This window comes from Ramlibacter sp. MMS24-I3-19, from assembly GCF_050320135.1.
Taxonomy (GTDB): Bacteria; Pseudomonadota; Gammaproteobacteria; order Burkholderiales; family Burkholderiaceae_C; genus Ramlibacter.
On record NZ_CP190017.1, the window covers coordinates 2,381,306 to 2,401,053 of the forward strand.

General features: G+C 69.3%; 18 protein-coding genes and 1 pseudogene. 13 read left to right on the forward strand and 6 right to left on the reverse strand.

All coding sequences use genetic code 11. From position 1 onward, the window contains the following. Window positions 1-969 (reverse strand): Bug family tripartite tricarboxylate transporter substrate binding protein, encoded by a 969-nt coding sequence (locus ACPWT1_RS11910; RefSeq protein WP_427911398.1) that lies wholly within the window; start codon window positions 967-969, stop codon window positions 1-3. Window positions 970-1,074: 105 nt separating this feature from the next. Between ACPWT1_RS11910 and ACPWT1_RS11915 the strand changes: the two genes are divergently transcribed. Beyond that, the gene (locus ACPWT1_RS11915; protein ID WP_427911399.1) at window positions 1,075-1,833 is read left to right on the forward strand and encodes an IclR family transcriptional regulator; all 759 of its coding nucleotides are present in this window, start codon (window positions 1,075-1,077) and stop codon (window positions 1,831-1,833) included. Between the two features lie 15 nt (window positions 1,834-1,848). Here ACPWT1_RS11915 and ACPWT1_RS11920 read toward each other — a convergent pair whose 3' ends face one another. Next, window positions 1,849-3,366: a S10 family peptidase gene (locus ACPWT1_RS11920; RefSeq protein WP_427911400.1), complete on the reverse strand. Its 1,518-nt coding sequence runs from the start codon at window positions 3,364-3,366 to the stop codon at window positions 1,849-1,851. 135 nt (window positions 3,367-3,501) lie between these two features. Between ACPWT1_RS11920 and ACPWT1_RS11925 the strand changes: the two genes are divergently transcribed. The 3 genes from ACPWT1_RS11925 to ACPWT1_RS11935 are packed head-to-tail and all read left to right on the forward strand — an operon-like array spanning window position 3,502 to window position 7,719. Then, window positions 3,502-4,980 (forward strand): RimK family protein, encoded by a 1,479-nt coding sequence (locus tag ACPWT1_RS11925; RefSeq protein ID WP_427911401.1) that lies wholly within the window; start codon window positions 3,502-3,504, stop codon window positions 4,978-4,980. A gap of 13 nt (window positions 4,981-4,993) precedes the next feature. Beyond that, window positions 4,994-6,499, forward strand: a complete 1,506-nt coding sequence (locus ACPWT1_RS11930) for a leucyl aminopeptidase (protein ID WP_427911402.1) — start codon at window positions 4,994-4,996, stop codon at window positions 6,497-6,499. Next, complete coding sequence (locus ACPWT1_RS11935) at window positions 6,496-7,719, forward strand: MFS transporter (protein WP_427911403.1); 1,224 nt, start codon at window positions 6,496-6,498, stop codon at window positions 7,717-7,719. The genes ACPWT1_RS11930 and ACPWT1_RS11935 overlap by 4 nt, the downstream gene beginning before the upstream one ends. A gap of 60 nt (window positions 7,720-7,779) precedes the next feature. Here ACPWT1_RS11935 and ACPWT1_RS11940 read toward each other — a convergent pair whose 3' ends face one another. Then, a complete protein-coding gene (locus ACPWT1_RS11940) occupies window positions 7,780-9,135 on the reverse strand; it encodes an MFS transporter (protein ID WP_427911404.1) in 1,356 nt (451 codons plus the stop codon). Window positions 9,136-9,305: 170 nt separating this feature from the next. Here ACPWT1_RS11940 and cyoA point away from each other — a divergent pair, with 170 nt between their 5' ends. From cyoA to ACPWT1_RS11975, 7 genes and pseudogenes are all read left to right on the forward strand, one after another. Continuing rightward, window positions 9,306-10,355 (forward strand): ubiquinol oxidase subunit II, encoded by a 1,050-nt coding sequence (cyoA, locus tag ACPWT1_RS11945; RefSeq protein WP_427911405.1) that lies wholly within the window; start codon window positions 9,306-9,308, stop codon window positions 10,353-10,355. Between the two features lie 10 nt (window positions 10,356-10,365). Next, window positions 10,366-12,353 (forward strand): annotated as a pseudogene (gene cyoB, locus ACPWT1_RS11950) (cytochrome o ubiquinol oxidase subunit I). 15 nt (window positions 12,354-12,368) lie between these two features. Beyond that, window positions 12,369-12,989, forward strand: coding sequence for a cytochrome o ubiquinol oxidase subunit III (gene cyoC / locus ACPWT1_RS11955; RefSeq protein ID WP_427911406.1), 621 nt, complete (start codon window positions 12,369-12,371; stop codon window positions 12,987-12,989). Continuing rightward, a complete protein-coding gene (cyoD, locus tag ACPWT1_RS11960; RefSeq protein ID WP_427911407.1) occupies window positions 12,989-13,363 on the forward strand; it encodes a cytochrome o ubiquinol oxidase subunit IV in 375 nt (124 codons plus the stop codon). Before cyoC ends, cyoD begins: the two co-directional genes overlap by 1 nt. 3 nt (window positions 13,364-13,366) lie before the next feature. Continuing rightward, window positions 13,367-14,143: an SURF1 family protein gene (locus ACPWT1_RS11965; protein ID WP_427911408.1), complete on the forward strand. Its 777-nt coding sequence runs from the start codon at window positions 13,367-13,369 to the stop codon at window positions 14,141-14,143. Then, window positions 14,133-15,461, forward strand: coding sequence for an ATP-binding protein (locus ACPWT1_RS11970; protein WP_427911409.1), 1,329 nt, complete (start codon window positions 14,133-14,135; stop codon window positions 15,459-15,461). Before ACPWT1_RS11965 ends, ACPWT1_RS11970 begins: the two co-directional genes overlap by 11 nt. After that, the gene (locus ACPWT1_RS11975) at window positions 15,451-15,996 is read left to right on the forward strand and encodes a response regulator transcription factor (RefSeq protein ID WP_427911410.1); all 546 of its coding nucleotides are present in this window, start codon (window positions 15,451-15,453) and stop codon (window positions 15,994-15,996) included. Before ACPWT1_RS11970 ends, ACPWT1_RS11975 begins: the two co-directional genes overlap by 11 nt. Window positions 15,997-16,030: 34 nt before the next feature. Here ACPWT1_RS11975 and ACPWT1_RS11980 read toward each other — a convergent pair whose 3' ends face one another. Beyond that, window positions 16,031-16,426 (reverse strand): response regulator, encoded by a 396-nt coding sequence (locus tag ACPWT1_RS11980; RefSeq protein WP_427911411.1) that lies wholly within the window; start codon window positions 16,424-16,426, stop codon window positions 16,031-16,033. 323 nt (window positions 16,427-16,749) lie between these two features. Here ACPWT1_RS11980 and ACPWT1_RS11985 point away from each other — a divergent pair, with 323 nt between their 5' ends. Further along, the gene (locus tag ACPWT1_RS11985; protein ID WP_427911412.1) at window positions 16,750-17,397 is read left to right on the forward strand and encodes a response regulator; all 648 of its coding nucleotides are present in this window, start codon (window positions 16,750-16,752) and stop codon (window positions 17,395-17,397) included. 141 nt (window positions 17,398-17,538) lie between these two features. Further along, window positions 17,539-17,892, forward strand: coding sequence for an Hpt domain-containing protein (locus ACPWT1_RS11990; RefSeq protein WP_427911413.1), 354 nt, complete (start codon window positions 17,539-17,541; stop codon window positions 17,890-17,892). Window positions 17,893-17,957: 65 nt separating this feature from the next. On the opposite strand, the gene ACPWT1_RS11995 is transcribed toward ACPWT1_RS11990, so the two are convergent. Both ACPWT1_RS11995 and ACPWT1_RS12000 read right to left on the reverse strand, forming a co-directional pair. After that, window positions 17,958-18,686: an aspartate/glutamate racemase family protein gene (locus ACPWT1_RS11995; RefSeq protein WP_427911414.1), complete on the reverse strand. Its 729-nt coding sequence runs from the start codon at window positions 18,684-18,686 to the stop codon at window positions 17,958-17,960. After that, complete coding sequence (locus ACPWT1_RS12000; protein ID WP_427911415.1) at window positions 18,683-19,711, reverse strand: Bug family tripartite tricarboxylate transporter substrate binding protein; 1,029 nt, start codon at window positions 19,709-19,711, stop codon at window positions 18,683-18,685. Before ACPWT1_RS12000 ends, ACPWT1_RS11995 begins: the two co-directional genes overlap by 4 nt. Between the last annotated feature and the right edge of the window lie 37 nt (window positions 19,712-19,748).

Genomic DNA, 19,748 nt, shown 5'->3' on the forward strand with positions numbered 1-19,748 from the left:
TCAGTCGATCTTGGCGCCCGAGTCCTTGACGATCTTTCCCCAGCGGGCGATGTCGTCGCGGATCAGCTTGGCGAATTGCTCCGGCGTGCTGCCGGCGATGTCGGCGCCCTGGGCACCCAGCTTCTTCTCCAGCTCGGGATCCTTCAGGGCCTTGTTGATGTCGGCGTTCAGCTTGGTAACGACGTCCTTGGGCAGGTTCGCCGGGCCGAGGATGCCGAACCAGGTGACGGCCTCGAAACCCTTGTAGCCGGACTCGGCGATCGTCGGCACCTGCGGCAGGTCGTCGACACGCTTGAGCGAGGTCACGGCGATGGCGCGCATCTTCCCGCTCTTGATGTGGCCGATCAGCGTGGGGATGGACGACACGTACAGCTGCACCTGGCCGCTGATCACGTCGGTGGCGCCCTGCGAGGCGCCCTTGTACGGGATGTGCGTGAGCTTGATGCCGGCGACGCGCTGGAACGATTCGGCCGTGAGGTGCGCCACGGTGCCGTTGCCCGAGGAGGCGAAATTGATCGTGCCGGGGTGGGCCTTGGCTTCCTTCACCACGTCCGCCAGCGTGTGGAACGGCGAATTGGCGCTGGCGACGATCACCAGCGGCGAGCTGGCCACCAGGCTCACCGGGGTGAGGTCCTTGACGGAGTCGTAGGGCAGCTTGGGATACAGGGTGGGGTTGATCGCCAGGTTGCTGGTCTGGCCCATCACCAGCGTGTAGCCGTCGGCGGGCGCCTTGGCGGCGGCGTCGACGCCGAGGTTGCCGCCCGAGCCGGGCTTGTTGTCGACCACGAAGTTGTAGCCGGACGTGGTGAGCTTGTTCGCGACCTCGCGCGTGATGATGTCTGTGCCGCCGCCGGCGGGGAACGGAACGATCAGGCGGATCGGTTTGCTGGGCCAGCTCTGGGCGAAGGCCGCGGAGGCGGCGAGCGATGCGGCCGCGAAGGCGACGGCGGCGCGACGGGAAATCTGCATGGTTTGTCTCCGTGAACGGGCGCACCGATTGGCGCCATCGCGGCGACTGTAGATGCGCGTTGCACGCCATACAATCGCGTTTCACACAGTGAACCATGGTGCAAGATGCGCAACCCGGCGAATGTCCCCGAGCCCGCGGCCGATGCGGGCGGCGTCACGGCTGTCACCCGCGCGCTGTCGATCCTCGAGGCCTTCGCGGTGGGCGAGTCGACCCTGGCGCTGGCCGAACTGAGCCGGCGATCGGGCATCCACAAGACCACCGTGTTGCGGCTCGCCCGCACGCTCGCCCTCTCGCAGTACATGGTGCAGACCGACGACGGGCAATGGCGGCTGGGCCCGGCTGCAGGCTGGCTGGGCGCGCGGTACCAGGCAGGCTTCGACGTCAACAACGCCGTCGAGCCGGTGCTGCACCAGCTGGTGAAGGAGACGGGCGAAAGCGCGTCGTTCTACGTGCGTGAGGGCGACATCCGCGCCTGCGTGGCGCGCGTGGAGGGGCCGCAATCGGTGCGCCACCACGTGCGCATCGGAGAACGCCTGCCGCTGGACAAGGGCGCTCCGGGGCGCGTGATCCTGGCTTTCAGCGGCGCCGCGGGCGACCCCTACGAGGGCATCCGCAAGCGGGGCTTCCACCTTTCACTGGGTGAGCGCGAGCCCGAGGTGTCCAGCGTGTCGGCGCCGGTGTTCGGCCTCAACTGGCGCCTGCTGGGGTCGATGTGCATTTCGGGCCCGAGTTCGCGCCTCACCAAGGCGAAGCTGGAGAAGCACGCGAAGGTCGTGATCAGGGCCGCCAACCAGCTCTCGTACGCGCTGGCCGGAAGCCGGTCGCCGGCGACGCCGGCCGTGGTGTCGCGTTGGCACCCGTGACGTGCGTCGGGTGCGTCAGCCCGCAGTGACCGGCCCTTCGGCCCACCACGCCGACAGGTCCCGCTTGAGCTTCCGGAGGTCGCCTTCGCGCGTGTACATCATGTGGCCGGCGTCGTAGTAGTGGTGCGCCACGCGCGCCCCCACCTCCGGCGGCAGGTCCAGCTGGGCCAGCGAATGGTCGGTGGCTCTGTACGGTGTTCCGAGGTCGTAGTAGCCGCTGGCCACGAACACCCGCAGGTGCGGGTTGCGGCGCAGCGCACGGGCCAGGTCGGCGCTGGTGCTTGCGAAGGCATTGCCCTTCTCTTCGCCGCGGTTCCAGTTCCACTGCTTGTGCACCTCGATGGACAGGATCTCGTAGCGGCGGTCCACCGGCAGGCCGATCTCGGCGAAATACGCCTGCGCGGCCATCGTGTAAGGCCCGGCGAGCGCCTCGAGTCCGGGATCGAACTCCCAAGCACGGCCACGGCTTGCAGCCATGGGACCGGTGACACGCGCCTCGAGCCGGCCGACCATGCGGCCCTGGTCCCGCAGAAGTTCGAAGAAGAAGGTTTCGTCCGTGATGCGCAGGTTCTTCTCTGCCACCAGCGAGGGCTTCAGGCCGGTGAGGTCGGCCACGCGTGACACGATGCGGCGGCGCTCGCTCTCGGCCAGGCGCGAGCCGGCGTGCAGGGCCCTCACGTAGTCGTCGGCGGCGAAGGCCTCGGCTGCTGCGCGCGCCGCGGCGGGCGAAGCGCCGGTCTCGCCCTTCAGCATGCCGTGGTACTGCGCCACGCAGGCAAACGCCGGGAGGAAGAGCGCGTAGGGCAGGTCGTTTCCGGCGCCGAACACCAGGGTCTGCAGGTCCATGGCGCAGGAGATGAGCACCAGCCCCGCCAGCGCCACGCCCTCGGCTTGCAGCTTGTCGGCCAACCCCGCTGCGCGCGTGGTGCCGTAGCTCTCGCCGGCCAGCAATACCGGTGAGCTCCAGCGCTTGTGGCGGCTGAGCCAGTTGCGAACCACCTCGGTCAACACCGCGATGTCGCCGTCCACGCTGAGCACCTTCTTGCGCACGTCGTCGCTCGCGGCCACCGAGTAGCCGGTGTGCGGCGGGTCGACGAACACCAGGTCGAAGTGCTCCAGCCAGGTGAGCGGGTTGTCCTGCACCGTGTACGGCGGGCGCGGCATGCTGCCGTCGTCCTCGATGCGCACCCGCTTCGGACCCACCGCCCCGAACTGCAGCCACACCGACGAGGAGCCGGGACCGCCGTTGAAGGTGAAGCACACCGGTCGCGGACTCTTGTCCCGCGCGAGGTAGGCCACCGTGAACACCGCGCACTCCGGGTCGGCGTGGGCGCCTTCGATGCCCACCGCGTGGGCCGGCGTGTAGCCCGCCGACACGGTGTACTCGAGCGATCCGCCATCGCCCAGGCGCACCTTGCCATCGCTGGTGACGGTCGGCAGCAGCAGCAGCCGGTCGACCAGCTCGCGCTGGCGCTTCTTCGCCTCCTCGTCGGTGGGCGCCCCCTTGTGGGCGGCCGGGGTGGCCTCGCTCATCGTCGCTCCTGCTGCGCTGGGATGGAAGCCGGCAGTGTATCGGCGCACCGTGCCCACTGCTGACATTCTTCCCTGACAGGTTCCGTCGACCCTCGCCGACCCGTCGGGAGGGCGCGCATGGCCCAGCATGCCTGGATGCGCACAGTCTTCGTCACCGACCAGAAGCAGGAGTGGTTCGAAATTCCGGATGTAGGGGTCGTCTCGGCACTCGGCTACCTGGCCGAACCCGACGGCGGCGGTGACAGCAGCGTCCGGGTGGTGAACCTCTGCCGTACCGGCCGGTACCAGGGGCGCGGGTACTACGTGTCGCTGCTGGCCGAGGCGCGCGGCCAGCGGCCGCTGCCGGACGTCAAGACCGTGGAGGACCTCAAGTCCGACACCTACGTGCGGGCGCTGTCGACGCGAATCGAGCCGCTGGTGCGCGACACGCTGCACCACGACGAGAGCGATCGCTTCGAGCTGCAGTCCTACCTCGGCAAGGATCCGGCCCGGCGCCACGAAGCGCTCGCCGAGATGCTGTTCGCGAGCGTGCGTGCGCCGCTGCTGCGCGCCGTGTTCGCCCGCAACGCGGGGCAGTGGCAACTCGAGGCCGTGCAGGCCATCGGCATCGCGGACATCCCGTCGCAGGACCGCGCCTTCCTGGTGGAGGCACTGAAGGCCTTTGCGGCCGAGGCCCCCTCGAGTGCCAGTCCCCGGCGCAGCGGCTCCGACAAGCCGCGGATTGCGATCCTGCACGACCCGGACGAGCCGCACAAACCGTCGAACGAGGAAGCGCTGCAACGTCTCGTGCGCGCCGCACCGCTCGTGGGGCTGGAGGCCGAGCTCATACGCCCCGACGCGCTGGACCGCCTGCAGGACTTCGACGCGCTGTTCAACCGCGCGAGTCCCGAGGTGAACGGCGTGATCTACGAGTTCGTGCGCCGTGCCCAATCGCTGGGCATGCCGGTGGTCGACGATCCCGAGTCCATCCTCAAGTGCCTGAACAAGGTGTACATGCACGAGCTGATGAACCGGCATCGCATTGCCACGCCGAAGACGCTGATCGTGCACCGCGGCAACATCGAGCAGATCGTGCCGACGCTGGGGCTGCCGTGCGTGCTCAAGCTGCCGGACAGCGGCTTCGGGCTGGACGTGGTCAAGATCGAGTCGGAGGACGGCCTGCAGCAACAGGCCGAGCGCTTCTTCAAGGTGTCGGAACTCTTTGTCGCACAGGAGTGGCTGCCGACGGGCTTCGACTGGCGCGTGGGTGTCTACGATGGGCGACCCCTGTACGTCGCCAAGTACTTCATGGCGCCGGGCCACTGGAAGATCATCAACGCCGAGGAAGGCATGACCGAGGGCAAGACGCAGGCAATGGCGATCGGCGAGGCGCCCGGGCACGTGATCGACATGGCGGTGCGCGCGGCCAACCTGATCGGCCGCGGGCTGTACGGCGTGGACCTCAAGCAGGCCGGCGACCGCGTCTACCTGATCGAGGTGAACTGCAATCCCAACCTCGATGCAGGGAACGAAGACCAGGTGCTGGGCGAGGCGCTCTACCGCGAGATCCTCGGCGTGTTCGCTCGCCGCATCGGGGAGCGGCGAGGCGGCAGTGCCGAGACCGGCAAGCCATGAAGCGGTGCCCACGATGGACTTCGACGTCAGCAGCGGAAAGCTCGAGGAGCAGCGCACCGGCTGCCTGGTGGTCGGCGTGTACGAGGGGCACAAGCTGTCCCCGGCCGCGGCGCAACTCGATGCCGCCTCGGGCCGCGCCATCCAGCGCGTGGTGCTGCGCGGTGATCTCGACGGGGAGCTGGGCGCCACGCTCCTGCTGCACGATGTCCCGAACGTCGGTTCGCAGCGCGTGCTGCTCGTCGGCCTGGGCCCCGAGGCCGATTTCCGCGAGACCAGCTATCGCACGGCGCTGTCCGCGGCGATGAAGGCGCTGCGGACCACGGGGGCCGTGGACGCGACGATCTGCCTCGCCGACCTTCCCGTGAAAGGCCGCGACAGTGCATGGAAGCTCGAGCAGGCGGTGCTCGCGGTCACGGAGGGCGTGTATCGCTTCGACAAGCTGAAAAGCAAGCCGTCTCCGGCGAAGCGCGCACTGGACAAGGTGGTCCTGCATGTCGCGGAGGCGGCGCAGGCATCCACATCCGCGGGCGCTGTCCATCGGGCCATCGCCATCGCCGAAGGCGTTGCGCTCGCGAAGGATCTCGGCAACCTGCCCGGGAACATCTGCACCCCGGCGTACCTCGCCGACCAGGCCCGCGAAGTCGGCAAGCGCCATGGCTTGCGCTTGCAGGTCCTCGAACGCGACGACGTCGAGGAGCTCGGCATGGGCGGACTGCTGGCGGTCGCGCGTGGCAGCTGCCAGCCGCCCAAGTTCATCGTCATGGAGTACCAGGGCGGGGCGCCGGACGGGCAGACGGTGGTGCTCGTCGGCAAGGGCATCACCTTCGACGCCGGCGGCATCTCGATCAAGCCCGCGCCCGAGATGGACGAGATGAAGTTCGACATGTGCGGCGCGGCCAGCGTGTTCGGCGCCCTGCGCGCGGCGGCACTGATGCAGTTGTCGCTGAACGTCGTCGGCATCATCCCGGCCACCGAGAACATGCCCGGCGGCAACGCCACGCGCCCAGGCGACGTCGTGACCACGATGTCGGGCCAGACGGTCGAGATCCTCGACACCGATTCGGAGGGCCGCCTCGTGCTGTGCGATGCGCTGACGTATGCGGAGAGATACAGGCCCGCCGCCGTCGTCGACATCGCGACGCTCACGGGCGAAATCGTGGCTGCCCTCGGCGACGTCGCCTCCGGCGTGTTCTCCAACAGCGATCCCCTCGCGCGCGAAATCCTCGAGGCCGGCGACCGCGCCTGGGACCGCGCGTGGCAGATGCCGCTCTGGGACGAGTACCAGGACGCGCTGCGCTCCAACTTCGCCGACTTCCCGAACATCGGCCCGGGCCCCGACAGCGCGGTGACCGCCGCCTGCTTCCTCGCGCGATTCACCGGCCGCTACCCGTGGGTGCACCTCGACATCGCGGGAACGGCCTCGAAGAGCGGTGCGGACAAGGGCGCGACGGGGCGGCCCGTGGCGCTGCTCGCGCACTTCCTGGCGGCCCGGGCGGAAACGAAGAACAGTGCCCGGTGAGGAGCACGTTCCGCTCGCTGGTCAACTTCAACTACCGGCTGTGGGCCGCCGGCGCGCTGGTGTCGAACATCGGCACCTGGATGCAGCGGACCGCGCAGGACTGGATCGTCCTCACGCAACTCACGCCGCACGATGCGACGGCGGTGGGCATCGTCATGAGCCTGCAGTTCGGCCCGCAGTTCCTGCTGCTGCCGCTAACCGGCTATGCGGCCGACCGGTATGACCGCCGACACATGCTGGTCTTCACGCAGTCGGCGATGGGCCTGCTCGCGCTGGGACTGGGCATCCTCACGCTCACCGGTACCGTGCACCTGTACCAGGTCTACGGATTCGCTTTCCTGCTCGGCTGCGTGAGCGCGTTCGACGGGCCCACGCGCCAGAGCTTCGTGGCCGAACTGGTCGGCGATGCGCACCTGTCGAATGCGGTGGCCCTCAATTCGACGTCGTTCAATGCGGCGCGGATGGTGGGGCCCGCCACGGCCGGCGTGCTGATCGCGGCGATCGGCAGCGGCTGGGTCTTCGTGCTGAACGCGGTGTCGTTCGCGGCCGTGCTGGTGGCGCTGGCCCTGCTGCGGCCGGCGGAGTTCCATCCACGGCTTGCGACGGGCGCGAAGCGGCGCGGCGTCACCGACGGCATGCGCCATGTGTGGGCCCGCCCGGACCTGCGCGCGGTGGTCGTCATGTTCTTCCTGATCGGCACCTTCGGCATCAACTTCCCGATCTACATCTCCACGATGGCCGTGTCGGTGTTCCACCTCGGGGCCGCGGAGTTCGGGCTGCTCACGTCGTCGATGGCCATCGGGTCGGTCACGGGCGCGCTGCTTGCGGCCGGGCGCGAGCAGCCGCGGATGGGTCTGCTGCTCGGCGCGGCGCTGGCCTTCGGCATCGCGCTGATGGTCGCCGCCGCGATGCCCAGCGAGCGGCTCTTCGCGGTGGCGCTGTTCTTCGTCGGGCTGTCGACGCAGACGTTCACCACCACGGCGCACAGCGCGGCGCAGCTGTGGAGCGATCCGGCGCTGCGCGGCCGCGTCATCGCGCTGGTGCTGGCGGTGTCGGCCGGGGGAACGCCGCTGGGCGCGCCCCTGATCGGCAGGATCGCCGACACCGCCGGCCCGCGCTGGGCATTGGTGGCCGGTGCCAGTTCGGGACTGGTTGCCGCGGCCGTGGGCGCGTTGGCGCTGATGCGGCAGCGCCGGCGTGCCGCGGCGGTGTCTGGCTGACCGGTTCCCCGGAGGACCCTCAGGCCTGAAGCGCGGTGATGGAAAGTGCGGCGTGTGCCCTTAGCGGGCGTCCCCGGTCTCGGCATGCGCGGCCCGGATGCGGTTCGTGCGCAATGCAAGCAGCGTGCAGATCGCGCCCGACAGCAGGTAGGCGGACAGGGCAGCCAGGCCGAACCGGACCGAGAGGCCCAGCGCCACCAGCGGCGCGAATGCCGCGCCGAGCAGCCAGGCCAGGTCGGAGGTGAGCGCCGCACCTGTGTAGCGCAGGTGCGGGGCGAAGTTGGAGGTCACCGAGCCGGCGGCCTGGCCGTACGAGAGGCCCAGCAGGATGAAGCCCAGCGTGATGAACACGGCCTGGCCGGTGGCGTCGTGCGACAGCAGCCACGGCGCCGCCGCGCTGAAGGCCGCGATCGCGATGGCCAGCGACCCCAGCGTGGTGCGGCGGCCGATCTTGTCGGCCAGCAAGCCGGACACCGGGATGGCGATGCCGCACAGCGCCGCGCCCAGCAGCTCGACGCGCAGCGTCTGGGAGATGGACTCGGGATCCGACAGCACCACCCACGACAGCGGGAAGATCGTGACGAGGTGGAAGAGGGCGTAGGAGGCCAGCGCCGCGAACGCGCCGATCACCACGTTGCCGCCCTGGCTGGAGAACAGCTCCCGCAGGCTGCACGGCTCCAGCTCGGCGGCTTCGAGCTCGTGCCCATACTCGTGCGTGACCACCAGGCGCAGGCGCGCGAACAGTGCCACGACGTTGATGGCGAACGCGGCGAAGAAGGGGAAGCGCCAGCCCCAGGCCAGGAAGTCGGCGGTCGAGGCGTTGCCCTGCACATAGGCGAACACGCCGCAGGCGACGATGAACCCCAGCGGGGCGCCCAGCTGGCCCAGCATGGAGTACCAGCCGCGGCGGTGCTGCGGCGCGTTGATCGCCAGCAGCGAGGGCAGGCCGTCCCAGCTGGCGCCGGTCGCCAGGCCCTGGCCGATGCGCGCAATGGTCAGCAGCACGATCGCCAGCGGGCCGGCAGTCTCGTACGAGGGCAGCAGAGCCATCACCACCGTCGACGTGCCGAGCAGCAGCAGCGACACGGTGAGCTTGGCGCCGCGGCCGAAGTGGCGCTGCAGTGACATGCCGGCCAGCGTGCCGGCCGGGCGCACGACGAAGGCCAGCGCGAACAGCGCGAACGCCCACAGCGTGCCCTCGAGCCGGTCCACGAACGGGAAGAACACGGCCGGGAACACCAGCACCGAGGCGATGCCGTAGACGAAGAAGTCGAAGTACTCGGAGGCGCGGCCCACGATCACCCCGACGGCGATGTCGCCCGGCGCGAGGCTGGCCTCCTCGGCCGAGTTGGTGGGGTTGGACCCGTGCGCGCCGGCGCGGGGCGAGAAGGGATCGGCAGTGGCGGTCGGGGGCATGGCGGGCGTGGACTCACGCTGCAGGTGCAGCGGCGATTCCGGCAATGTAGCGGGCCGGCGCGCGCATGGGGAGGGGTTGGGACAATTTGTCCAATCGCGTGAAACGCAACGGAGTCCTACAGTGTCGGCGCTGCGCCGTCGGGTGCCTTACCGTGCGCAGTTCCCACGCGATGCCCACAAACTTCCCGCTTCCCCGTCCTCCCCGCCTCGCCCTCCTGCCGTTCCTCGCGCCACTGCTGCTGGGCGGCTGCGGGTCGGTCGTGCTCAAGCCGCACGGCGACATCGCTGCCCAGCAGGCGCACCTGGTCATCCAGTCGACCCTGCTGATGCTGCTGGTCATCGTGCCGGTGATCATCGCGACGCTGGTCTTCGCCTTCAGGTACCGCGCCTCCAACACCGAGGCCGAGTACACGCCCGACTGGGACCACTCGACCCGCCTGGAACTGATGATCTGGGGCGTGCCGCTGCTGATCATCATCGCGCTCGGCGCCATCACCTGGATCAGCACCCACAAGCTGGACCCGTACCGTCCGCTGGACCGCATCGACGCGCAGCGCGCGATCGCTCCCGGCACCAAACCTCTTGTGGTCGACGTGGTCGCGATGGACTGGAAGTGGCTGTTCGTCTACCCCGAGCAGGGCATCGCCACGCTCAACGAACTGGCCGTGCCGGTGGACCGCCCGGTGGAGTTCCGCATCACCGCGTCGACCGTGATGAACACCTTCTACGTGCCGACCATGGCCGGCATGGTGTACGCCATGCCCGGCATGGAGACCAGGCTGAACGCGGTGATGAACCGCACCGGCGAGTACGAAGGCCTGTCGGCCAACTACAGCGGCGCCGGCTTCTCCGACATGCACTTCAAGGTGCGCAGCCTGGGCGATGCCGACTTCGCCGCCTGGGTGGACGCCAGCCGCAAGGGCGGCGAGGCGCTGACCCGCGCCGCGTACCTGCAGCTGGAAAAGCCCAGCGCCAAGGAGCCGGTGCGCCGCTTCGCGAAGGTCGACGACGGCCTGTACGACCTGATCCTGAACCGCTGCGTCGACGGCACCAGGATGTGCACGCACCAGATGATGGCCATCGATGCCGCGGGCGGCGGTGGCAAGGGCGGCGTCGAGGGCGTGCGGCACCAGTCCCCCGCCAACGGCCAGCGCACCTACGTCGCCGCGCTCTGCACGCCTGCCAATCCGCTGGGGCTGCCCGACACCGCGGCCCGCTAGAGATCCCGACATGACCCTGACTGAACTTGTCCTCGGCCGCCTCAGCTGGGAGGCGGTCCCCTACCACGAGCCGATTCTCGTGGCCACCTTCGCCGGCGTCGCGATCGGCGGGCTGGCCGTGCTGGCCCTGCTCACCAGGCTGCGCCTGTGGTTCCGCTGTGGCGCGACTGGATCTGCAGCATCGACCACAAGAAGATCGGCATCATGTACATGGTGCTGGGCATCGTGATGCTGCTGCGCGGCTTCGCCGACGCCCTCATGATGCGCACGCACCAGGCGGTCGCCTTCGGCGCCAACGCCGGCTTCCTGCCGCCGCACCACTACGACCAGGTCTTCACGGCGCACGGCGTGATCATGATCTTCTTCGTCGCCATGCCGCTGGTGACGGGCCTCATGAACTACGTCGTGCCGCTGCAGATCGGCGCGCGCGACGTGGCCTTCCCGTTCCTCAACAACTTCAGCTTCTGGATGACCACCGGCGGCGCCGTGCTGGTCATGGTCTCGCTGTTCCTCGGCGAGTTCGCCAAGACCGGCTGGCTGGCCTATCCGCCGCTGTCGGGGCTGATCGCGAGTCCGGACGTGGGGGTGGACTACTACATCTGGTCATTGCAGGTGGCCGGCATCGGGACGACGTTGTCGGGCATCAACCTGATCGCGACCATCCTCAAGATGCGCGCGCCGGGCATGAACATGATGAAGATGCCGGTGTTCACCTGGACGTCGCTGTGCACCAACGTGCTGATCGTGGCGACCTTCCCGATCCTCGCCGCGACGCTGGCGCTGCTGACCGCCGACCGCTACCTCGGCACCAACTTCTTCACCAACGACATGGGCGGCAACCCCATGCTGTACGTGAACCTGATCTGGATCTGGGGCCACCCCGAGGTCTACATCCTGGTGCTGCCGGTGTTCGGCGTGTATTCGGAGGTGGTCTCCACCTTCAGCGGCAAGCGCCTGTTCGGCTATGCCTCGATGGTCTACGCCACCTGCGTGATCGCCATCCTGTCCTACCTCGTGTGGCTGCACCACTTCTTCACCATGGGCTCGGGTGCCAGCGTGAACTCGTTCTTCGGGATCACGACCATGATCATCTCGATCCCGACCGGGGCGAAGATCTTCAACTGGCTGTTCACCATGTACCGCGGCCGCATCCGGTTCGAGGTGCCGATGCTGTGGACGGTGGGCTTCATGATCACGTTCGTGATCGGCGGCATGACCGGCGTGATGCTGGCGGTGCCGGCGGCTGACTTCGTGCTGCACAACTCGCTGTTCCTGATCGCGCACTTCCACAACGTGATCATCGGCGGCGTGGTGTTCGGCGTGTTCGCCGCCATCAACTACTGGTTCCCGAAGGCCTTCGGGTACAAGCTCGACGCCTTCTGGGGCAAGGTGTCCTTCTGGTGCTGGCTGGTGGGCTTCTGGGTCGCCTTCACGCCGCCGTACATCCTGGGCTTCATGGGCGTGACCCGCCGCACCAGCCACTTCGACGACCTGACGCTGCAGCCGCTGTTCGTGGTCTCCGCCATCGGCACCGGCATCGTGGCCCTGGGCATCGCCGCCTTCCTGGTGCAGCTGGGCGTGAGCTACCTGCGCCGCGAGCAGCTGCGCGACACGACGGGCGATCCGTGGAACGGCCGCACGCTGGAGTGGTCCACCGCCTCGCCGCCGCCCGACTACAACTTCGCGTTCACGCCGGTGGTGCACGACACCGACGCGTGGCACGACATGAAGCAGCGCGGCGCCGTGCGCCCGACCACCGGCTTCCAGCCGATCCACATGCCGAAGAACACGGCGGCCGGCTTCGTCATCGCGATGCTCGCCACGGCCACCGGCTTCGCGCTGATCTGGCACATGTGGCTGCCCGCCGCGTTGGGCTTCGCCGCGGTCGTCATCGCGTCGATCGTCCACACCTTCAACTACAACCGCGACTTCCACATCCCGGCGGACGTGGTGACGCGCAGCGAAGAGGCGCGCACGCGCGCCCTGGCTGCGGCCTGAGGAGCAAGCCCCGAGATGTCTTCCAAGACGCTGACCGCGACCGGGGACGCCCCGGTCTTCTACGACGACGGCGGGCACCACCCCGAGCAGAGCACGCTGTTCGGGTTCTGGATGTACCTGATGAGCGATTGCCTCGTCTTCGCCGTCCTGTTCGCCACCTACGCCGTGCTGGGCCGCAGCTATGCGGCGGGGCCCTCGGGCGCCGACCTGTTCGAGCTGCCGCTGGTGGCGGTCAACACGGGCCTGCTGCTGCTGTCCTCGATCACCTACGGCTTCGCCATGATCTCGATGCAGCATGGCAGGCAGAAGCACCTGCTGGCGTGGCTGGCCGTCACCCTGCTGTTCGGCCTGGGCTTCCTGTCGATCGAGCTGTTCGAGTTCACGAGCCTGATCCACGAAGGCGCCGGCCCGAGCCGCAGCGCGTTCCTCTCCAGCTTCTTCACCCTGGTGGGCACGCACGGGCTGCACGTGACCTTCGGCTCCATCTGGCTGGTGACCCTGATGGTGCAGGTCACCCGCTTCGGGCTGACGCGCGAGAACAAGCGCCGGCTGGTGTGCCTGTCCATGTTCTGGCACTTCCTGGACGTCGTCTGGATCGGCGTCTTCACCTTCGTGTACCTGATGGGGACCCTGTGATGAGCGCCGCCCACACCGACCACCACGACGACCACGACGACATCGGCTACCACGCCACCTTCAAGGGCTACGCCACGGGCTTCATCCTGTCGGTCATCCTCACCGCCATCCCGTTCTGGCTGGTGATGGCCAAGGTGCTGCCGCCGGGGGCCACCAAGTTCATCATCCTGGGCTTCGCCGCCGTGCAGGTGGTGGTGCACATGATCTACTTCCTGCACCTGAACGCGAAGGTGGAGGGCGGCTGGACCATGCTGTCCACGATCTTCACCATCATCGTGGTGGTCATCATGCTGGCCGGCTCGATCTGGGTCATGTACCACATGAACGCGAACATGATGCCGATGGATCCGCAGACGATGCGCCACATGCCCTGAGGCATGGCCGTCGCGTTGCCGCGCTCCGGGCCGGGCGCCAAGCTGGTGGCGCTCCTGGCGCTGCTTGTTGTGGCAGCGCTGGGCTTCGCGGCGCTGGGCGTGTGGCAGGTCGAGCGGCTCGCGTGGAAGCGGGCCCTCATCGCGCGCGTCGATGCGCGCGTGCATGCCGCGCCGGTCGCGGCACCCGGGCCCACCGAGTGGACCGGCCTGACCCGCGACAACGCGGAGTACCGGCGGGTCGAGGTCCGCGGCCGCTTCGATGCCTCCAGGCAGGTGCTCGTCACCGCGGTCACGGACCTCGGCGGCGGCTACTGGGTCCTGGCGCCGCTGCGGACCCGTGAAGGCATCTCGCTGCTGGTCAACCGCGGTTTCGTGCCGCCGGAGCAGCGCAAGACGGTGCCGCCGCCCGCAGCAGGGGACGTGCAGGTGGTCGGCCTGTTGCGGCTGACCGAACCCGGCGGCGGCTTCCTGCGCAGCAACGTGCCTGCCGAAGACCGCTGGTACTCGCGCGACGTGCAGGCGATCGCGCGCACGCTGGGCCTCCAGGGTCACGTGGCGCCGTACTTCATCGATGCGCAATCGGTCGACGGCGCAACCGGCGGTTGGCCCCGGCCCGGCCTCACGGTCGTGCAGTTCCCCAACAACCACCTCGGCTACGCTCTGACCTGGTTCGCCCTGGCGGCGGGCAGCCTGGGGGCCGCGGTCTTCCTGCTGCGCGACGACCGCCGGCACCGCACCGCGCAGCCCACGTCCCTTGAGCCCGATCGCCATGCCCACTGAGTCCGCGCCGGAGCGCGTGGACAGTGGCCGCCCGCAGGACCTCGCGGGCCGGCGCAACCTGCTGCAGCTGGTCCAGCTGCGATGGCTGGCTGTCGGCGGGCAGCTCGCGACCATCCTGGCCGTGCATTTCGTGATGCGCGTGGCGCTGCCGCTCGGGCAGATGCTGTCGGTGCTGGGCCTGCTGGTGCTGTTCAACCTGGTGAGCGCCTTGCGCAGCCGCCTGCCGGTGCCGGTGAGCGATGGCGAGTTGTGCGGCGCGCTGCTGGTCGACGTGGCGGCGCTGGCCTGCCAGCTGTACGCGTCCGGCGGCATCAGCAACCCGTTCGTGTTGCTGTTCCTGCTGCAGGTGGCCGTCGCCGCCGTGCTGCTGCGCCCGCTCTACATCTGGATCATCGTCGCCGCGTCCACGGGAGCGCTGGTGGTGCTGACGCGGTGGCACGTGCCGCTGCCGTTGCCGGGTCTCGGCGCGCCGGTGCTGTCCACGCAATACGTCAGCGGCCTGCTGGTCTGCTTCGTGCTCAATGCGGGCCTGTTCGTGGTCTTCATCGGCCGCATCGTGCGCATCCTGCGCCACCGCGACGCGAGCCTGGCGCGCCTGCGGCAGCGTGCCGCCGAGGAGGAGCACATCGTGCGCATGGGCCTGCTGGCCTCGGGGGCCGCGCACGAACTGGGCACGCCGCTGGCCACGCTGTCGGTGATCGTCGGTGACTGGGCTCGCATGGCGCCCTTCGCCGCCGATCCGGAACTGCGCGAGGAGATCGACGAGATGCAGCGCCAGCTCGAGCGCTGCAAGGCGATCGTCAGCGGCATCCTGAGCTCCGCCGGCCGCTCGCGTGCCGAGGCAGTGGAGCTGACGTCACTGCATGCGTTCCTGGACAGGCTGGCGGCCGACTGGGAGCGCAGCCGGCCGGACGCCGTCCTCGAGTACGCGCTCTCCGCCGCCGTGCCCGACCGCCGCATCGTCGCGGACGCCGCCCTGCGCCAGATGGTGGACAACGTGCTGGACAACGCTCTGGAGGCCGCGCCGGGGCAGCCGGTGCACCTGGCGGTCGACGCGGACGACGAGCAACTGCTGCTGACGGTGGCCGACCGCGGCGCGGGCTTCGCGCCGGCCGTGCTCGAACGGCTGGGCACGCCGTACCAGAGCAGCAAGGGCGCGCCGGGCCGCGGCCTCGGCCTGTTCCTCGCGATGAACGTCGCGCGCACCCTCGGCGGCGAGTTGCGTGCGCACAATCGCGAGGGCGGCGGCGCGATCGTGCAGATCAGCCTGCCGCTGTCGGCCCTCGATCCCCAACCGAACGCCACCAGTGGACGCTGAGCTTCCCGATCGCCAGCTGCTCATCGTCGAGGACGACGAGGCGTTCGCCCGCACGCTGCAGCGGTCCTTCGAACGGCGAGGCTACGACGTCCTGCGGGCGGCGGACCTGGATGGCGTGCGCAAGGTGCTGGCCCTGCGCGAGCGCACGCACGCGGTGGTCGACCTGAAGCTGGCCAGCGGCGACTCCGGCCTCGCCTGCGTGCAATACCTGCACGAGCACGATCCCGACATGATCATCGTGGTGCTCACCGGCTTTGCAAGCATCGCGACCGCCGTCGAGGCGATCAAGCTCGGCGCGCGCCACTACCTGGCCAAGCCCGCCAACACCGACGACATCGAGGCGGCGTTCGGGCGTGGCGAAGGGACGACCGAGGTCGAACTCACCGCGCGCCAGACCTCGATCAAGACGCTGGAGTGGGAGCGCATCCACGAGGTGCTGGCCGAGACCGGCTTCAACATCTCGGAAGCGGCACGCCGGCTGGGCATGCACCGCCGCACCCTGGCACGCAAGCTGGACAAGCAACGCGTCCGGTGAGCGGCGCCGTTTCGCCAGGGGCAGGCCCGGCTGCTCATGCGGGCACCGCGTCGCGGGTTCGACGGCTCGCGAGCACCGCCGCCGCGAGCGCGCTGCGGGCCTGCAGGGCGAGGAACGGCTTGAGCGTGTACGCGCAGGCGTGCCTGGCCGCGGCCTGCCGGACGTCTTCGCAGTCAGCGGTCACGGAGACGAGCACGAAGGGCAGGTCATCCAGCGTGCGGTCGGCACGCACCCTCTCGACCAGTCGCAGGCCGCCGGTCGCGGGAACATGCATGTCGCAGACGCAGACGTCGGGCCGCAACCCGCCATGCAGCAGCGACCAGGCCTCGTCGCCGTTGCGCGCCACCACGATCTCCTGCGTGCACGGACCCAGGACCTCGCGCAACCACGCGCGCCCGAGCGCGTTGTCGTCGACCGCCAGGATCTTCATGGCGTGCCGCCCGGAAGTCGGACCAGCTGCATCGGCAATGCCCGCGTGCAACCTGTGTCCCTTCTCAGTAGCATGTGTTCCATGATCCTGTCGTGCCCACGTGGAGTTGCTTCGAGTATGGAAGCCGCGAATCGCCAGGCGCTAAGGGGTCGCTTGCGCGCCGATAGGAGTGACGTTCCGACCGGGTTAAGCATCGTCCCTAACCAGCACCGGGGCCCGGTTCGAAATGTCGGCAAACTCCTACGTCCATAGCCGACTTCCATCGCCTCGACCGTTCTGCGCGATCGCCTGAAATGAATTCAACACCCACCGAAGAACCGAGCATGCAGGCCGACGAAATCGACACCATCTCGGTCGTGCTCGCGGACGACCACGACCTCGTACGCTCAGGCATCCGGGCCCTGCTCGAAACCGTCCCCAGCATCCGCGTCGTGGGCGAGGCGCGCGACGGCGAGGAGCTGCTTGCCTTCCTCGCCTCGCGGCCGCATCCCGATGTCGTGATCACCGACCTGGCCATGCCGCAGATGGACGGGCTGGACGCCATCACGCGCATCCGCGAGCGTTATCCGGAACTGCGCATCCTGGTCGTCTCGGCTTCGGAGACGGCGGAGTTCGTGAAGCAGGCGGTGGCCAACGGGGCCAACGGCTACCTCATGAAGGGCGCGCCCTCCGACGAGCTGGCACGCGCGCTGCGCCAGATCGTGCAGACGGGCTCCTACTTCAGCAGCTCCGTTGCGCAGCTCCTGCTGCAGCGGCAGGAGCCCACGGCCGAACAGCAGCTGACCAGCCGGCAGATCGAGATCCTGACCCTGCTGGCCCGCGGGCTGTCGTCCAAGGAGATCGCCTACGAACTGGGGCTGAGTTCGAAGACGGTCGACGTGCACCGGTCGCGCATCATGCAGAGGCTGGGCATCACGGACCTGGCGAGCCTCACCCGCTATGCCGTGCGCAACCGGCTCGTGAAGCCCTGACGTCGCGCCGGCACTTCAGGCCGCGGGCAGCAGGAACTGAACGTCGCGCCTTTGACCGAGTTCGCTGTGCGCCCAGACGCCCCGCCCCCGACTGCTGCTGGTGCGATGCAGGACCTGGAGCGGATTGCCGGACGGCGCGGCATGCATCGCGACCTGGTCCTCGCCTTCCGGCTCACGCCGGCCAAGTACCTGCGGCTGTTCGCTTCCTTCCTGGAGCGCAACACGCGAACGCCGCAGGCGATGCGCGAGTGCCTGCAAAGGCAGGGCCTGGTGGGTGCGGGGGCCATGGCGCATTCCCTGGCCGGCGAGGCGGCCGTGCTTGGCGCCGTCGCGGTCCAGCGCAGCGCCACCGCCGTGGAGGAAGGGCTGCGCCTCGCCGATGCGCAGGAGGCGCTCGATGCCGTCCTCGCGGACATCGATGAACTCGAGTCGGCATTGGCGCAGCTTGCAGGCCCGCCGGACGGCGGCGCGGCGGGGCCGGACGCTCCCGCCTGAGCAGTCCGATCCATTCATCCGCGAAGCGTGGACGCGCGATAGCCGCCCAGGTAATGAACGACCACTCAGGCGGCGGTCGGCATCGCGAACAGGCGCCCGCCGCGTGGGGAGCGCGCATCGGCGCCGGCCAGCCGCACCACGTCCCAGAAGCCGGCAGGCGAGCTGGCCGTCACCGGCACCTGCAGTTCCGCTTCGAGGCTGCGGATCGCTGGCAGCGTGAGCAGGCCACCGCACGAGATGAACACGCCGTCGGCGGACGGGTCGCGCGCGAACACCTTCCTGGACAGGCCGACGAGCGCCTCGGTCGTCACGTCCCCGACTTCCTGCACGCCGACGATGGACATGCCTTCGATCGCCGTGACTTCGAAGCCGGCATGCGTGAGGTAGGCGGCCAGCTTGTCGTTCAGCACGTCGATGTAGGAGGTGGCGACGGCGACTCGGCGGATGCCCAGCTGCCGCAGCGCCGCGACGATCGCATGGCTCATCGTGGTGCAGGGCAGGCCGGTGGCGCCGGCCATCGCCTGGCGCAGCGACTCGGTGAAGGCCGGCCCGCGGTAGAAGCTGATGGACGTGCCCATGAGCGAGATCACGTCGGCGCCGGCGGCGCGCAGCTCGCGGGCGCGATCCAGCACGGTGTCGATCACCGGCGCGAAGCCCTCGGGCGACACGCCGCCGATGCCCAGGCCGCGCGCGATGAAGCGCACCCGCTCGCCATAGAGCTCCGGGCCGTCCTGCGGCACTTGCCCGTGACCGGGCGGGACGATGAGGCCGATGGTGGGAAGGAGCCCGTTCATTCGACCGAGATCCTCTGCGCCTTCACGATCCTGGCCCACTCCGCCAGTTCCCTGCCGAGATCGGGGCCGAGTTCGTCCGGGCCCAGGTAGGCCGGGACACCGCCTTGCTGCGCGGCTGCGTTGGCGAGATCCGCGCTGGCGAGCACGGTGCGCGTGGCTTCGCTGATCTTCCCGACGACGGGGGCGGGCATGCCGGCGGGTCCCAGCAGCATCAACCGCGGCGCGACATCGAACCCGGGCAGCGCGTCGGCCATCGGCGCGATCGATTCCGCGCCGGCCAGCTTGCCGGTGCTCATGACCGCCACCGCCTTCAGCCGGCCGGCCTTGGCCTGCGCCAGTCCGGCTGCGGCACTCACCACGCCGAGGGGCACCTGGCCGCTGATCACGTCGGGCACGATCTGCGCCGCGCCGCGGTACGGGATGTGCACGATGAAGGCATGCACCTGCGCCTTCAGCAGCTCGAAGCCCAGGTGCTGCACGGTGCCGACGCCGGACGTGGCGTACGAGTAGCGGCCCGGGTTGGCCTTGAGCACCGACACCAGTTCCTCCGGATTGCTGGCAGGGAAGTCGTTGTTGGCGACGATCAGCAGCGGCGCGATGAAGGTGCCGGCGACCGGCGTGAACGAGCGGATCGGATCCAGCCCGGCGCGCGGCTGCAGGATGGAATTGATCAACATGCCGGACTCGCCCATCAGCAGCGTGTAGCCATCGGGCGGCGACTTGGCCACCAGGTCGGCGGCGATCATGCCGCTGGCACCCGAGCGGTTCTCGATGACGACCTGCTGCCCCAGCACGGCCGACAGGCGCTGCGCCAGCATGCGCGCCATGGCGTCGACACCGCCGCCGGCGTTGTAGCCCACCAGCAGGCGCACGGGCTTCGAGGGATACGACTGCGCGAAGGCCAGCGGCGCCGCAAGCGCCAGGCCTGCAGCGAGCAGCGCGCGGCGCCGCAGCGCCGGATCCAGCTTCTTCGACACCGCCGACACGCGGTTCAGGGGCGTGGCGCGGACAGGGGCGATCTGCATGGCGCGCCAGTGTCGGGGCAGGCCGCGCCGGCAGCAA